The 18,011-nt window shown below is 73.1% G+C and carries 1 protein-coding gene; it reads right to left on the bottom strand.

The features are described from left to right. Window positions 1-26: 26 nt before the first annotated feature. Window positions 27-18,011: type I polyketide synthase (locus ACZ4W9_RS12855; protein WP_467935196.1), on the bottom strand; the 17,985-nt coding region annotated here is incomplete at its 5' end.

The following is an 18,011-nucleotide window of genomic DNA, read 5'->3' as shown; positions in this document are numbered from 1 at the left end:
CGGTAGGAGTACGTCCACGTCGGGGGTCAGGTGGTGCCCAGTTCCCGATCGAGCAGGTCGAAGATCTCGTCGGCGGAGGAGGCGGCGAGCGCCTCTCCGCTCAGGGCGGGGGCCGGTGCGTCGGCCTCCGCCTGGTCGCGCCACTTCCACAGCAGGGCCTCCAGGCGGCGGGTGACCGCGGCCTGGGTCTCCTGGTCGGACGGGAGCCGGTTCAGGGCGTTCTCCAAGCGGCCGAACGCGCCTTCGGCGGGAGTGGCCGCCGGTGTGTGGTCCAGCGCGAGTTCGGTGGCCAGGTGCGCGGCGAGCCCGGCCGGGGTGGGGTGGCTGAACACGAGCGTCACCGGGAGGCGCAGCCCGAGAGCGGTGCCGAGGCGGCCGCGCAGTTCGACGGCGGCCATCGAGTCGAGGCCGAGGTCGCGCAGCGGTTTGTCGGCGGTGACGTCGTCGGCGCTGTGGCCGAGGACGGCCGTGACGTGGGAGATGACCAGGTCGCTCAGCGCACGCTGCCGGTCGGCCTCGCCGAGTGTGGAAAGCCGGCGCCGCAGCGCGTCCCCGGCCGCGGTGCCGGGGGCGGCCTCCGGGGAGGTCTCGTCGGCGGTGCGGGCCGTCGTCAGGAGCCTGGGCGCGAGGGGCGCTGCCGCGGCTCGGGCGAGGGTGTCCGCGAACCGCGCGGGAGAGACGGCGCGCAGGGCGAGGGAGCGCACGGTGAGCGCGGGGGCGCCGGTGTCGGTGACGGCGGCCAGCGACAGGGTGCCGGGGGCGCCGCCGTCCGACTCCAGCCGGACGCGCAGTGCGGTCACGCCGGCCGTGTGCAGGGTGATCCCGGCCCATGCGAACGGCATCAGGATCTCCTCGGCGTCCTTGGTCTCCAGCGCGCCGGCCGCGCGCAGGGCGGCGGTCAGCAGGAGGGGGTGCAGGCCGTGGCCGGAGGCGGTGCGGCGCTGGTCCGGGGAGAGCGCGACCTCCGCGTAGAGCTCCGTACCGGAGGCCCACACGCCGCGCAGGACGTCGTGGTCGGCGTCGTCCCCGGCGGGGACCGGCAGGGGTTCGGCGGCGGGCGGGGGCCATGCGGCGAGGTCGTCGGCGATCTCGTCCACGGCGTCGGCACTGTCCGTCGCGAGGGCGAGGAGCCCGTCGGCGTGGCGGGTCCAGGGGCCGACGGTGTCGGGGTCGTCCGGGCAGGAGTGAACGGCGACGGGATGGCGGCCGTCCGCGTGGGCGGCTCCCACCGTCACCTGGACCCGGACGCCGCCGTGTTCGGGGAGCGGCAGGGGGGCGTGGAGGGTGAGTTCCTCGACGGTGTCCAGGCCGGTCGAACGGGCGGCGTGCAGGGCGAGGTCGACGAAGGCGGCGCCGGGCAGGAGCGTGGTGCCGGGGGCGAGGTGCTCGGCGAGCCAGGGGTGGGTGCGCCGGCCGATCCGGCCGGTGAGGACGACGCCGTCGGTGTCGGCGAGCGCGACCGCCGCGCCGAGCACGGGGTGGGCGCAGGGGACGAGGCCGAGTCCCCGGGCATCGGCCGTGCCGCTGGTCGCGCCGGTCAGCCAGTAGCGCTCCCGCTGGAACGCGTAGGTGGGCAGCCCGGTCGGCCGTGGCCCGCTGTCGGTGAGGGTGCTGTGCCAGTCGACGTCGACGCCGTGGACGTACGCCTGGGCGAGGGCGGTCGTGAAGCGGTCGGGGCCTCCCTCGCCGCGCCGCAGCGTGCCGAGCACCGCCGCGCGGGCCCCGGCCGACTCGACGGTCTCCAGGATGCCGGTGGTGAGCACGGGGTGGGCGCTGGTCTCGATGAACGCGTCGTGCCCGGCGTCGAGCAGGGCGCGGACGGCGTCGTCGAGGAGGACGGTTTCGCGCAGGTTGGTGTACCAGTACGCGGCGTCGAGCCCGGTGGTCTCCTCCAGCAGGCCGCCGGTGACGGTGGAGTAGAAGGGGATGCCGGCCGCCTTGGGGGTGATGTCGGCGAGGTCCGTGAGGAGCCGTTCGCGCAACTCCTCGACCTGGGGGGAGTGGGAGGCGTAGTCGACGGGGACGCGGCGCGCCCAGATGCCGCCCCGTTCGCAGTCGGCGAGCAGGGCGTCGAGGGCGTCGGGGTCGCCGGAGAGGGTCACGGAGTGCGGGCCGTTGACGGCGGCGACGGAGATCCGCTCGCCGTGCGGGGCGGTGAGGCCGGCGGCCTGTTCGGCGGAGACTCCGACGGAGGCCATGCCGCCCTGGCCCGCCAGGGCGAGCACGGCGCGGCTGCGCAGGGCGACGACCTTCGCGCCATCCTCCAGGGTGAGGGCGCCTGCCACGCACGCGGCGGCGATCTCGCCCTGCGAGTGCCCCACGACCGCGGCGGGCCGCACGCCGTGCGCACGCCACAGCTCGGCCAGCGACACCATCACGGCCCACAACACCGGTTGCACCACATCGACCCGCTCCAGCCACGCGTCCGACTCAGAGCGCAGGACCGAGGTCAACGACCAGTCGACGAACGGCGCGAGCGCCTCCTCGCACGCCTGCATCCGTTCGGCGAACGCGGGTGACGCCGTGAGCAGCCCGCCGGCCATCTCGACCCACTGCGAACCCTGACCGGGAAAGACGAACACCGGACGGGCCTCAGCCTGTGCCACCCCCGTGAGCACGTCGACCCCTGAGTCCCCCTCCGCCAACCCCGTAAGGGCCTCGCGCAACCCCTCCGGGGTGGTGGCGGTGACGACGGCCCGGTGGGCGAGGACGGCGCGGGAGGCGGCGAGGGCGTGGGCGAGATCGGTGAGCGCGGGGGCGGCCGAGGTGTCGAGGTGGTCGGCGAGGCGGCGGGCCTGAGCGCGCAGGGCCCGGTCGGAGTGGCCGGACAGGAGGAACGGGAGCAGCGTGCCGTCCGGCTGGGAGGGGGCGGGGAGCGGGGGTGCGGCGGGCGGCTGTTCGAGGAGGATGTGCGCGTTGGTGCCGCTGATGCCGAAGGCGGAGACGCCCGCGCGGCGGGGGCGGTCGAGCCGGGGCCAGGGGCGGGGCTCGGTGAGGAGTTCTACGGTGCCGGACGACCAGTCGACGTGCGGGGTGGGGTCGTCGACGTGCAGGGTCGCGGGCAGGACGCCTTCGCGCATCGCCATCACCATTTTGATGACGCCCGCGACTCCGGCCGCCGCGGTGGTGTGCCCGATGTTGGACTTGACGGAGCCCAGGTAGAGGGGGGTTCCGTCGGGCCGGTCGCGGCCGTAGGTGGCGATGAGGGCCTGGGCCTCGATGGGATCGCCGAGCGCGGTCCCGGTGCCGTGCGCCTCGACCGCGTCCACCTCCCCCGCCGCCAGCCCCGCATCGGCCAGCGCCTGCCGGATCACCCGCTGCTGCGACGGCCCGTTCGGCGCCGTCAGCCCATTGCTGGCGCCGTCCTGGTTGACCGCGCTGCCCCGCACCAACGCCAGCACCCGATGCCCGTTGCGCACCGCGTCCGACAGCCGCTCCACGAGCAGCAGCCCGACGCCTTCGGACCAGCCGGTGCCGTCGGCGGCGGCGGCGAACGCCTTGCAGCGGCCGTCCGGGGAGAGTCCCCGCTGCCGGCTGAACTCGACGAAGCCCGTCGGGGTGGCCATCACGGTGACCCCGCCCGCCAGCGCCAGCGAGCATTCACCGCGTTGCAGGGCGCGGGCGGCGAGGTGGAGGGCGACCAGGGAGGAGGAGCAGGCGGTGTCGACGGTGAGCGCGGGGCCCTCCAGGCCGAAGGCGTAGGCGATCCGGCCGGACAGGACGCTGCTGACGCTGCCGGTGAGCGCGTAGCCCTCCACGCCCTGCGGGAGGTCACCGCCGCTGCCGTAGCCGCAGGCCGCGCCGCCGACGAAGACGCCGACGGGCCGGCCCTTGACGGCGGTGGGGGCGATACCGGCGTTCTCGAACGTCTCCCAGGTCGTCTCCAGGAGCAGCCGTTGCTGCGGGTCCATGGCGAGGGCCTCGCGCGGGGAGATGCCGAAGAGCGTCGCGTCGAACTCGGCGGCGGTGTCGAGGAACCCGCCTTCGCGCGCATAGGTGGTGCCGGGGCGGTCGGGGTCCGGGTCGTACAGGGCGTCGAGGTCCCAGCCCCGGTCGTCGGGGAACTCCGACACGGCGTCCACTCCGTCGGCGACCAGCCGCCACAGGTCCTCGGGGCTGTGGACCGCGCCGGGGTAGCGGCAGGCCATGCCGACCACGGCGATCGGGTCGCTGTCGCGAGCGGCGAGGGCCGGGGTGTCGCCGTCGAGCCGGTCTGCGCCGGCGAGTTCGTCGAGCAGGTAGGCGGCGAGGGCGCCCGGTGTGGGGTGGTCGAACACCAGGGTGCTGGGCAGGTCGAGGCCGCTGGCGCGGGTGAGCCGGTCGCGCAGTTCGACGGCGGTGAGGGAGTCGAAGCCGAGGTCGCGGAAGGCGCGCCCGGCGGGGGGTAGTTCGCCGGTCGGGAGGGCGAGCGTGGCCGAGACCTCGCGGCGGACCAGGTCGAGGAGGATCCGTTCGCCCTCCTCCGGGGTGGCGCGGCCCAGCCGTCGGGTCAGCTCCGGTTCGCCGTCCGGCAGGTGGCCGGCAGCGGGGCGGTCGGCCTGGGCCTGCTGGACGCGGGCCTCGGGCAGGTCGGCGAGGAGGGCGCTGGGCCGTAGCGCGGTGAACCGGCGCATGAAGGGCTGCCAGTCCACGTCGGCGAGGACGGTGACCGCCTCGGGCCGGGCCACGGCTCGCGCCAGCAGAGCGATCGCACGGTCCGCGTCCATGGCGCGCAGTCCACGCCGCGCCAGGTGCTCGCCGCTCTCCCCGGCCGCCATCCCGGCGCCCGCCCAGGGTCCCCAGGCGAGGGCCGTGGCCGCGCGTCCACGGGAACGGCGGTGCCGGGCCAGGGCGTCGAGGTAGGCGTTGCCCGCCGCGTAGGCGCCCTGCGCTCCACTGCCCCAGGTACCGGCGATGGAGGAGAACAGGACGAAGGCGTCCAGCGGCCGGTCACCGAAGATCGCGTCGAGGTGCTCGGCGCCGACCACCTTCCCCTCGGTGATGTACGCGCAGGTCGCGAGGTCCGTGTCGGTGAAGGGGGCGGCCTGGGCGATGCCCGCCGTGTGGACGACGGCCCGGATCGGCGCTCCCTCTTCCTCGACGTCCGCGATCAGCCGGGCCAGCGCGTCGCGGTCGGCGACGTCGCAGGCGGCGACGGTGACGCGGGCGCCGTGCGCGGCGAGTTCGGCGGTGAGCGCGTCGGCGCCGGGGGCCTGCGCGCCCCTGCGGGCGGTGAGCACCAGGTGGTCCGCTCCTTCGGCGGCGGCCCAGCGGGCGACGTGGGCGCCCAGGCCCCCGGTGCCGCCGGTGATCAGGACGGTTCCGGTGGGCGTCCAGCCCGCCGGCCGGTCCGGTGTGACGGTGCGGCGCAGCCGGTGCGTCCAGGTCCCGGTGGCGCGCAGCGCGAGCTGGTCCTCGGTGTTGTCCGCCGCGACGACGCGGGCCAGCCGGGACCACACCCGGTCGTCGGCGTCCGTCGGGAGGTCCACCAACCCGCCCCATGCAGTGGGAAGTTCGAGCGCGGCGGACCGGCCGAAGCCCCACACCTGGGCGCGGTCCGCCGCGGGCGCGGGCTCGGCGCCGACGGCCACCGCCTGCTCGGTCACGCACCACAGGGGGGCCGTGCAGCCCGCGTCGGACAGGCCCTGGACGAGGCTCACGGTGTCGGCGAACCAGGCGGTCAGCGCCGGGTGTTCGGGGTGCCGTCCCGGTTCACCGACCAGCAGCCACACGATCCCGTCGAGCGGGCCGAACGCGCGGACGCGGTCCGCCGACTCCTCGCGGGACAGACCGGTGGGCAGGCTCAGGGTCTCGACGCGGGCTCCGGCCCGGGCGAGGGCGTCGGCACAGCGCTGGGCCGGGTCCGCGGCGTCGGCGCGGTCGATCACGAGCCAGGTTCCGGTGAGGGGGCGGCCGTCCTTCGGCGTCCACGGCTGCCAGACGGTCTCGTAGCTCAGCGTGCGCTCACGCCGGCCCCGGTGCCAGGAGGCGAAGGCGGGCAGCACATCGGCGAGCGCGTCCCGCCGTTCGTCGGCGAGGTCGAGGGAGTCGGCCACGCGCTCGGCGTCGCCCGCTTCGACGGCGGCCCAGAACACCGGGTCCACGTCGCCCGCCGCAGCGGGTTCGGGGGCGGACGGTTCGAGCCAGTACCGGCGCCGCTGGAACGGGTACCCGGGCAGATCGACGACCCGTGCTCCACTGCCCGTGAAGAAGGCCGCCCAGTCCACGGGGACCGCGGCGAGGGCACCGACGAACGTCGCCCACTCCTCCCGGTTGGCCCGCAGCAGGGGCTCCGCGACAACGCCGTCCTGCCGTGCCATGGCGGTGAGTACGCTGTCGGGGCCCAGTTCCAGGAACGTCTTCACCCCGGCCGCACGCAACGCCGCCACACCGTCACCGAAGCGGACGGTTTCACGGACCTGACGCACCCAATACCCCGGATCCGTCAACTCCCCCACCGACGCCACCCGACCGGACACATTCGACACCACCGCCACCCGCGGCTCCGCATACGACACACGCTCCAAAACCGCACGGAACTCCGCCAGCATCGGCTCCATCCGCACCGAATGAAACGCATGACCAACCGCCAGCCGCCTCGTCTTACACCCCCGCCCCTCCAACACACCCGCAGCCGCAAGGACAGCACTCTCGTCCCCGGAAATCACCACCGACGACACCCCGTTCACCGCCGCGATCTCCGCACCCCCCAGCACCTCCAGAACCTCCGCCTCCGTCGCCCGCACCGCCACCATCACCCCACCAGCCGGCAACCCCTGCATCAGCCTCCCCCGCGCCGCCACCACAACAGCCGCATCCGCAAGCGACCACACACCCGCCACATGAGCCGCCGCCAACTCCCCGACCGAATGACCCAGAAGAAAATCGGGACGCACCCCGAACGACTCCACCAGCCGGAACAACGCCACCTCCACCGCGAACAACCCGGCCTGCGTGAACACCGTCTCCCCCAGCAACTCCCCCTCCCCCCACACCACATCGCGCACCCCGTGCCCCACATGACCCGCCAACTCCCGGTCCAGCTCCTCAACCACCGCATCGAACGCCTCCGCGAACACCGGAAACGCCCCATACAACCCACGCCCCATCCCCACCCGCTGACTCCCCTGCCCACTGAGCAGGAAGGCGAGCCGTCCTCCCGTTCCGGCGGCGCCTGTCACCACGCCGGGGGCGGTCTCTCCTCGGCCGAGTGCGTCCAGGGCGTGCAGGAGGTCGGCCGGGTCCGTCGCGGTGAGTACGGCCCGTTCGGGCAGCGTGGCGCGGGCGGTGGCCAGGGTGTAGGCGACGTCGGGCAGTCGGGGTGCCGGTGTGGTCCGCAGGAAGGTGGCAAGGGTGCGGGCCTGGGCGTGCAGGGCGTCGGTGGTGTGACCGGAGAGGACCAAGGGCAGTGCGGTCGGTCGGGGTTCCGGTGCGGGGGTGGCGGGTGCGGGGGCCTGTTCGAGAAGGACGTGCGCGTTGGTGCCGCTGATCCCGAACGAGGAGACCCCGGCCCGGCGCGGGTGCCCGGTCTCCGGCCAAGGGGTGGTCTGGTTGAGCAGGCGCAGGGCTCCCGCGTTCCAGTCGACATGCGGGGTGGGCTCCGCCGCGTGGAGGGTGGGCGGCAGGACGCCCTCGTGCATGGCCCGCACCATCTTGATGACGCCGGCCACGCCCGCTGCGGCCTGGGTGTGCCCGATGTTGGACTTGACGGAGCCCAGGTAGACGGGCCGGTCCTCGGGCCGGTCCTGGCCATAGGTGGCGATGAGGGCCTGGGCTTCGATGGGGTCGCCGAGCGCGGTCCCGGTGCCGTGCGCCTCGACCGCGTCCACCTCCCCCGCCGCCAGCCCCGCATCGGCCAGCGCCTGCCGGATCACCCGCTGCTGCGACGGCCCGTTCGGCGCCGTCAGCCCGTTACTGGCGCCGTCCTGGTTGAGCGCGCTGCCGCGCACCAACGCCAGCACCCGATGCCCGTTGCGCACCGCGTCCGACAGCCGCTCCACGACCAGGACACCGACGCCCTCCGCCGGTCCGAACCCGTCGCCGTCCGCCGAGAACGCCTTGCAGCGGCCGTCGGCGGCAAGTCCGCGCTGGCGGCTGAACTCGACGAACAGGCCGGGTTCCGACATGACGGTCACGCCTCCGGCGAGCGCCATCGTGCACTCGCCGCTCCGCAGGGCCCGCACCGCGAGGTGCAGGGCGACGAGCGAGGAGGAGCAGGCGGTGTCGACGGTGACGGCGGGGCCCTCGAAGCCGAAGGTGTAGGCGACCCGGCCGGAGCCCACGCTCGGTGTGTTCCCGGTGCCGAGGTATCCCTCCAGCTCCTCGGGGGCCCGGTCGAGTCGGCCGGCGTATCCCTGGGCGACCAGGCCGGTGTAGACGCCGGTCTGGGTGCCGGTGAGGGAGTCCGGTGCGACGCCCGCGTGTTCCAGGGCCTCCCAGGAGGTCTCCAGCAGGAGACGCTGCTGGGGGTCCATGGCGAGCGCTTCGCGGGGGTTGATGCCGAAGAGGTCCGCGTCGAAGAGGTCCGCGTCGTGCAGGAAGCCTCCGGAACGGGCGTAGCTGGTACCCGCGTTGTCGGCGTCGGGGTGGAAGAGGCGGCTCAGGTCCCAGCCTCGGTTGGCCGGGAACCCGGTGATGGCGTCCCCGCCCTCGGCGACCATCCGCCACAGGTCGTCGGCCGAGCGCACGTCTCCGGGGTAGCGGCAGGCCATGCCGATGATCGCGATCGGCTCGTCGGCGTCGGCCCGGGCCGTCGTCACTCCCAGAGCGGCCGACGCCGTTCGCGCGCCGGGGAGTTCGGCGTCGAGGTGGCGGGCCAGTGCTGCGGGGGTCGGGTGGTCGAAGACCAGGGTGGCGGGCAGGCGCAGCCCGGTACGGGCGGAGAGCCGGTTGCGCAGTTCGACAGCGGTGAGCGAGTCGAAGCCGAGGTCCTTGAAGCCTCGGTCGGCGGCCACGGCCATCGGGTCGCCGTGCCCGAGGACGGCGGCGACATGCTCCTGGACCAGTTCCAGCAGCACGCGCGAACGCTCGGGGGCCGCGAGCCCGGCGACTTCGTGCTGCCAGTCCGACCCGCCCCGCTCCCCTTCGGCCGCCACGACGCGCCGCACGGGAGCACGGACCAGCCCGTGGAACACACTGGGAAGCGCACCGGTTCCGGCCAACGTGCGCAATGCGGCCGTGTCCCACCGCGCGGCCACGACGAGCGCCTGCGGCAGGGACCGGCCGGCGTCGAAGAGACGCACCCCGAACTCCGAGGAGAACGGCACGAGACCCCCGCGCGCCATCCGGTCCAGGTCCTCGCGGTCGAGGTGCCCGGTCATCCCGCTGGCCTCTCCCCACAGGCCCCAGACCAACGAGGTCCCCGCGAGCCCGGCTTCCTGCCGGTGCGCGGCGAGGGCGTCCAGGAACGCGTTGGCGGCGGCGTAGTTGGCCTGGGCGGGACCGCCGAGGATTCCGGCGAGGGAGGAGAAGAGGACGAACGCGGCGAGGTCGTGGCCCGCGGTGAGTTCGTGGAGGTTCACCGCGCCGTCGACCTTGGCGCGCAGGACGCGTTCGAGGCGCTCGGGGGTGAGCGACTCGATGAGACCGTCGTCCAGTACACCCGCCGCGTGGACGACGCCGGTCAGGGGGGTGGGTATCCGCTCCAGGACGGCGGCGAGCGCCTCCCGGTCGGACACGTCGCACGCCTCGACGACGACCCGGGCGTCCAGCCCCTCAGGGACCTCACCGCCGCTACGGCTCAGCAACACGAGGTTCCGCACCCCGTGCTCGGCGACCAGATGCCGCGCCACCAGCTTGCCCAGTGTGCCGGTACCGCCCGTGATCAGGACCGTACCGTCCGGATCGAGCCGCCTGGGCATCCGCAGCACCAGCTTGCCCGTGTGCCTGGCCTGTGACATGAACCGGAACGCCTCCGGCGCCCGCCGCACATCGAACGACCGCACCCCGATGGGCTCCAGCACCCCGGCCGCGAACAGCGGCATCAGCACGCCGAGCATCCGGGCGACCCCGTCCGCGCCCGCCGCCTCGACCAGATCGAACGCCTGGTAGGAGACGCCCTCGTACTGGGAGGCCACCTCGGCCGCGTCCCGGAGGTCCGTCTTGCCCATCTCCACGAACCGGCCGCCGTCGCGCAGCAGCCGCAGCGAGGCGTCGGTGAACTCGCCCGCGAGGGAGTTGAGCACCAGGTCCACTCCGTCGGCGAACTTCTGCTCGAAATCGAGCGTGCGGGAACTCGCGATGTGCGCGTCGTCCAGGCCCATCGCCCGCAGCGCGTCCCACTTGCCCTCGCTCGCCGTCGCGAACACCTCGGCGCCGAGATGACGCGCGACCTGGATCGCCGCCATGCCGACCCCGCCCGCACCTGCGTGCACCAACACCCGCTCGCCGGGCTGAAGTCCGCCCAGGTCCACGAGTCCGTACCAGGCCGTCAGGAACACCACGGGCACCGACGCGCCCTGCTCGAACGACCACCCCTCGGGCATCCGGGTGACCATGCGCTGATCGGCGACAGACTGCGGGCCGAAGGCCGGGAACAGCCCGAAGACGGCGTCGCCCACGGCCAGGTCCTCGACCCCCGGGCCGACCTCGGCCACCACCCCGGCCCCCTCGGACCCTATCTCCGTGGCACCCGGGTACATCCCCAATGCGATCAGCACGTCACGGAAGTTGAGGCCGGCTGCCCGTACCTCGACCCGCACCTGACCCGGCTCCAGCGGCTCCACCGGAGACTCCGTCAGCGCCAGCCTCTCGATGGTCCCCTCCCCCGACGCCCCCAGACGCCAGGGAGCGGAGGACGGCAGCACGTCGAAGGCCCCACCGCCCCGCACCAGCCGGGGTACGAGAATCCGGCCCTCACGCAGCGCCGTCTGCGGTGCGCCGCTGCTGATCGCGGCGTCCAGCAGTGCCGCCGACTGCGCGGTGTCGTCGGTGTCCACGAGGACGAACCTGCCGGGGTGCTCGCTCTGGGCCGTCCTGACCAGCCCCCACACGGGGGCGTGGGCGAGGTTCGGGACGGCGTCGCCCGGCGCGGCGGCCACCGCGCCGTGCGTCACCACCACGAGCCACGAGTCGTTCCCTTCCGCGAGCCAAGCCTGGATCCGCTCCAGCACGGCGGCCGTCGCCCGCACGGGCCCGTCCTCGCCGGGGAAGGGCAGGGACGCGCAGTCGAGCAGGGTGACGGGCTGACCGTGCGGAGCGGCGGCGGGGGCCGGAATCCAGTCCAGGCGGAAGAGGCTGTCGGCGGTGTCGTCGTCGAGCCGACCGGTCGTGAACGGGCGGAGGGTGAGGCCCTGCGCGGTGAGGACCGGGCGCCCCGTGCTGTCGTAGGCGTCGACCGTCACGGTCTCGCCGCTCTGGACGGCGACCCGGACGCGCAACGATGCCGCGCCGGACGCCCGCAGGCGTACGCCGTTCCAGACGAACGGCAGGCGGATCGCGTCGCCCTCGGCCTCGAGGTCCGTCAGCGCCGCCGCCTGGAGGGCCGCGTCCAGAAGGGCGGGGTGCAGTCCGAAGCGGTGGGCGTTGTCGCGCTGTTCCGCGGGCAGGGCGACTTCGGCGTACACGCCGTCCGTGGCACGCCAGGCGGCGCGGAGTCCTCGGAAGGAGGGTCCGTAGGCGTAGCCCGTCTCGGCCAAGTCGGCGTAGAAGGTGTCCAGTGGGACCGGCTGGGCGCCGGTCGGGGGCCAGGTCGACAGCTCGGGGCCGTCCGAGGTGGCGGATTCGTGGATCAGCAGGCCCTCGGCGTGCCTCGCCCAGTCCGCGTCGGTGTCGTCGTCGGGGCGGGAGTGGACGGAGACACTTCGGCTGCCGTCGGGGTTCGGGGCCGCGACCAGCACCTGAACCTGTACTCCGCCGTGTTCGGGCAGGATCAGCGGGGCCTGAAGGGTGAGTTCCTCGAGAACTCCGCAGCCCGCCGAGTCCCCGGCCCGGATCGCCAGTTCCACGAAGGCCGTGCCCGGCAGGAGGACCGTGCCGTTGACCGCGTGGTCCCGCAGCCACGGGTGCGAGGACAGCGACAGTCTCCCGGTGAGCAGGAAGCCCTGCCCGTCGGCGAGGGACACCGACGCGCCCAGGAGGGGGTGCCCCTCACCGGTGAGCCCGAGCCCTGCGACGTCGTCGAGTCCGGCGGAGGAATTGTCACGCAGCCAGTAGCGGCGGCGTTGGAAGGGGTAGGTGGGCAGGTCGATGTCGGCTGTACGGCCGGTGCCGACGAGGGGTGTCCAGTCGACCGGCAGACCATGGACGTACGCCTCGCCGAGGGCGGTGATGAAGCGGCGCAGACCACCCTCGTCACGCCGCAGGGTGCCCAGGACGACCGCCGCGTCCTCCACCGTGCCCTCCACCGGCGCCGTCAGAACAGGATGGGCACTGGACTCGATGAACGCATCGAAACCGTCCGCCAGCAGGAGGCGTACCGTCTCCTCGAAACGAACCGTCTGCCGCAGGTTCCTGTACCAGTACGCGGCATCCAGAGAGGCCGTCTCCACACGCTCCGCCGTCACCGACGAGTAGAACGGAATCCTCGGCGTCACCGGCTCAAGGTCCGCGAGATCCGCGAGGATGCGGTCGCGGATGGACTCCACCCGCACCGAGTGCGAGGCGTAATCCACCGGAACACGCCGCGCCCAGACACCCGCCGCATCACAGCCGGCCAGAAGCGCATCCAGATCATCCGGTGCACCCGCGACCGTCACCGACCCCGGACCGTTCACCGCCGCCACCGACACCCGCCCCCCACAAGAGGCGAGAAGCCCGGCAGCACGCTCGGCCGAAACACCCAGGGAAGCCATACCCCCCGTCCCCGCCAGCTCCACGATCGCCCGACTCCGCAGCGCGACCACCCTCGCCCCATCCTCAAGAGACAGCGCACCCGCCACACACGCGGCAGCGATCTCACCCTGCGAGTGACCCACCACAGCCGCCGGAACCACCCCGAACGACTCCCACAGCCCAGCCAGCGACACCATCACCGCCCACAGAACCGGCTGCACCACATCCACCCGCCCCAACCAGCCCTCCCCCGAGGACCGCAAGACCTCCCCCACCTCCCAGTCCACATACGGCGCAAGCGCCACCCCACACGCAGCGATCCGCTCCGCGAACACCGGCGACTCATCCAGCAGACCAGCCGCCATCCCCACCCACTGCGACCCCTGCCCCGGGAACACGAACACCGGACGCCCCGCCGGACGCGCCTTGCCCGTCGTCGCCTCGCCCGAGGCCAGCGCTTCCAAGCCAGACGTCAACTCCGCCCGGTCGGCGGCCAGTACGACGCCCCGGTACTCCAGCGCCGCCCGGCCCCAGGTCAGCGCCCGGGCGACCGCGCCCAGTTCGGTCTCAGGGCGGTCGGCGAGGAACTGGGCCACTCGACCCGCCTGAGCACGGAGCGCACTCTCCGACTTGGCCGACACGAGGAATGGAAGCGTGCTGCCGCCGTCCTCAATGGACTCGGCGGGGGCGACCCCGGGGCCCTGCTCCAGGACCACGTGTGCGTTGGTGCCGCTCGCCCCGAAGGACGACACGCCCGCACGACGGGGACGCCCGGTCTCGGGCCACTCCCGCGCCTCGGTGAGCAGCTCCACCGCCCCGGCGGACCAGTCCACATGCGGCGACGGCTCGGTGACGTGCAACGTCCGCGGCAGCACGCCCGCCTGCATCGCCATCACCATCTTGATCACACCCGCCACCCCGGCAGCGGCCTGCGCGTGACCGATGTTCGACTTCAACGAACCCAGGAACAACGGCTGCTCCCGCGACGGACGATCCTGCCCGTAGGTCGCGATGACCGCCTGAGCCTCGATCGGGTCCCCCAGCGTCGTACCCGTACCGTGCCCCTCGACGGCGTCCACATCAGCGGTCCCCAGACCGGCACTCGCCAACGCCTGCCGGATCACCCGCTGCTGGGACGGCCCGTTAGGAGCGGTCAGCCCGTTACTGGCGCCGTCCTGGTTGACCGCGCTGCCGCACACCACCGCCAGAACCCGGTGACCGAGACGCACCGCCTCCGACTGCCGCTCCACCAGCAGCACGCCCACGCCCTCGGCCCAGCCCGTACCGTCCGCCACAGCCGAGAACGCCTTGCACCGACCGTCGGCCGACAACCCGCGCTGACGGCTGAACTCGACGAACACCTCGGGCGTCGACATGACCGTCACACCACCGACAAGTGCCATCGTGCACTCGCCGTTCCGCAGCGCCTGGGACGCCAGGTGCAGGGCGACCAGCGACGAGGAACACGCCGTGTCCACCGTCACCGCGGGGCCTTCCAGCCCGAAGGTGTACGCGACCCGGCCGGAGACGGCGCTTCCCGACTTACCGGTCAGCGCGTAGCCCTCGACCTCGGCGTTCGCCGGTCCCGTGCCGTCCACGTAGTCGTGGTACATGACGCCCGCGAAGACGCCCGTCTGGCTGCCGCGCAGCCCCGCCGGATCGATCCCGGCCCGTTCGAACGCCTCCCACGACGTCTCCAGGAGCAACCGCTGCTGGGGATCCATGGCAAGGGCCTCGCGGGGGGAGATCCCGAAGAAGTCGGCGTCGAAGTCGCCCGCGTCGTACAGGAATCCGCCTTCGGAGGCGTAGCTCTTGCCCAGGGCCGTGGGGTCGGGGTCGTAGAGGTTCTCCAGGTCCCAGCCTCGGTTCTCGGGGAAGCCGGCGACGGCATCCCGGCCCTCCGCGACCAGGTCCCACAGGGCTTCCGGCGAAGCCACTCCGCCCGGGTAGCGGCACGCCATGCCGACGATCACCACGGGATCGTCGCTCGCCGCGTCGGTGGTCTGCGCGGGCCCGGCGAGGATCGTGTCCGATCCGAGGAGCGCTCCCTCCAGATGACGGGCGAGCGTGGACAGGGTCGGGTAGTCGAACGCGAGTGTCGCCGGCAGGCGCAGGCCCGTCGCCGCGTTCAGGCGGTTACGCAGGTCCACCGCGAGCATCGAGTCGAACCCGAGCTCCTTGAAGGCCCGTGCGGCCTCGACCGTCTGTCCCGACTCGTGGCCGAGCACGAGGGAGACGTTCGTGCGGACCAGGTTGAGGATCTCGGCCTCGCGTGCCGGTGCGTCGAGCGCGGCCAGGCGTGCGGCGAACCGGGAACCGTCGGTGCCGGCAGCGGTGGACGCGGTACGACGGCTCGTCGTCCGCACGACGCCGCGCAGTACCTCGGGCAGCGAACCCGATGCCGCCCGGGCGCGCAACGCCACCGGGTCCAGGATCACGGGCAGGAGGTGCGCCTCGTCGGAGCGCAGAGCGTCGTCGAAGAGGGCGAGCCCCTCGTCGTTCGTGAGGGCCCGGACTCCCCGGCGCAGAGCACGCGCCGCCGTGGTGCCCTCGGCGGTGCCGGTCATGCCGCTGGTTTGCGCCCAGGGTCCCCAGCCCAGCGAGACCGCGGGCTTGCCGGACGCACGACGTTGCTGAGCGAGTGCGTCGAGGAAGGCGTTCGCCGCCGCGTAGTTGGCCTGACCGCTGTTGCCGAACACGCTCGCGGCGGAGGAGAAGAGGACGAAGGCGGAGAGGTCCAGGTCACGGGTCAGCTCATCCAGGTTGACGGCACTGTCGACCTTCGCACGCAGCACCGTGTCGAGTTGCTCCTCAGACATACCGGCCACGACACCGTCGTCCAGCACACCCGCAGCGTGCACCACACCCGCCAAACGACCCGGCACACGCTCCAGAACACCCGCCAAAGCACCCCGGTCAGCAGCGTCACAAGCCTCCACCACCACCGACACGCCCAGCGCGCCAAGTTCCCCCACCAGCTCGCTCACACCCGGCGCGCCCATACCCCGACGCCCCAGCAGCACCAGCTCACGAACACCGTGGCGCACCGCCAGATGCCGGGCCACCAGACCACCCAGCGTGCCGGTGCCACCGGTGATCAGAACAGCACCCTCACCCCACGACACCTCCCCTTCCGCCACCACGTGCCGCACCAGACGCGGCACACTCAACACGCCCTCCCGCACCGCCACTTCACGCTCACCGACCGCCAACGCGGCCCGCACATCCGCCAGCCAGCCGCCCCCATCCGTCTCGACAAGAACGAACCGGCCCGGATTCTCCGTCTCCGCCGACCGCACCAGACCCGACACCACACCCCCGGGACCCCGCGTCACCACCACCAACCGCGACGACTCGAACCGCGCATCGGCCAACCAGGCCCGCACCACACCCAGCACCCCAGCAGCCATGCCGTGGACGTCCGACCCGTCGAAGCAAGGCAGGACAACCACCTCAGGCGCACCGTCCACCGCGTCCAGAGCGGGGGCGTCGCCGTGGAGCACAACCACCTGCCCCGAGAACGCCCCCTCCACCGACCCCACAGGCGCCCAATCGACCCGGTACATCCCCCCGCCGGTCCGCGTCGCCTGGAACTGCTCGATCGAGACGCGCTGGAGCAACAGGGAGCCGATGTTCATCACCGGTCGGCCTGCCTGGTCGTCCAGTTCGACGGCAACCTCGTCGGCGCCGAGGCGGGCGATCCGTACGCGGACGGCGGTGGCGCCGGTCGCGGAAAGGGAGACGTCGGCCCAACGGCCGGGCACCAGGAGTTGTCCGTCTGTGTTGTTGTCGAGGGCCACGCCGTGGAGCGCGGCGTCCAGCAGCGCCGGATGGATGCCGAAGCCCTGCGGCGCTTCTTCGCCCGAGGGCAACGTCACGTCGACGTAGACGTCCTCACCGACACGCCATGCCGCCGAAAGCCCCCGGAACAGGCCCTCGTATCCATGCCCGACCTCGGCCAGGCGGTCGTAGAAGGCATCGAGGTCGATGGGGCGCGCACCCGTCGGCGGCCACACCTCGAACCGGCCGGCCTCATCGGCGGATCCCTGCCTCACCGCCAGCACGGCGGTCGCGTTGCGGGTCCAGGGATCGTCGGTGTCGGCGTCCGCCCTGCGCGAGTGGATGCTTAGCCCGTACGCCCCGTCCTGTTCCAGTCGCTCGACATGGACCTGGACCTGTACGGAACCCTTCTCGGGGATCACCAACGGCACTTCCATGACGAGCTCTTCGAGCAGGTCACAGCCCACCTCGTCGGCAGCGCGGATCGCCAGGTCGACGACGGCCGCACCGGGAAGCACCGCGGTTCCGCCCACCCGGTGGCCGGCCAGCCACGGGTGCCCCGCGAGTGACAGCGACCCGGTCAGGAGCAGATCCTCGGAGTCCGCCAGCGAGACCGACGCGCCCAGGAGGGGGTGGTCTGTCCTGGCGAGGCCGGCGGACGTGAGGTCACCGGTGGAGGTGCCGGCGGTGGTCGGCCAGTAGCGGCGGCGTTGGAAGGGGTAGGTGGGCAGGTCGATGTCGGCTGTACGGCCGGTGCCGACGAGGGGTGTCCAGTCGACCGGCAGACCATGGACGTACGCCTCGCCGAGGGCGGTGGCGAAGCGGCGCAGACCACCCTCGTCACGCCGCAGGGTGCCCAGGACGACCGCCGCGTCCTCCACCGTGCCCTCCACCGGCGCCGTCAGAACAGGATGGGCACTGGCCTCAATGAACGCATCGAAACCGTCCGCCAGCAGGAGGCGCACCGTCTCCTCGAAACGAACCGTCTGCCGCAGATTCGTATACCAGTACAGGGCATCCAGAGGAGCCGTCTCCACACGCTCCGCGGTCACCGCCGAGTAGAACGGAATCCTCGGCGACACCGGCTCAAGGTCCGCGAGATCCGCGAGGATGCGGTCGCGGATGGACTCCACCCGCACCGAGTGCGACGCGTAATCCACCGGAACACGCCGCGCCCAGACACCCGCCGCATCACAGCCGGCCAGAAGCGCATCCAGATCATCCGGCGCACCCGCGACCGTCACCGACCCCGGACCGTTCACCGCCGCCACCGACACCCGCCCCCCACAAGAAGCCAGCAACCCGGCAGCACGCTCAGCCGAAACACCCAGAGAGGCCATACCCCCCGTCCCCGCCAGCTCCACGATCGCCCGACTCCGCAGCGCGACCACCCTCGCCCCATCCTCAAGAGACAGCGCACCCGCCACACACGCGGCAGCGATCTCACCCTGCGAGTGACCCACCACAGCCGCCGGAACCAC

The organism is Streptomyces sp. NPDC029296, from assembly GCF_055569255.1.
This window is presented reverse-complemented; position numbering and strand designations above follow the sequence as displayed.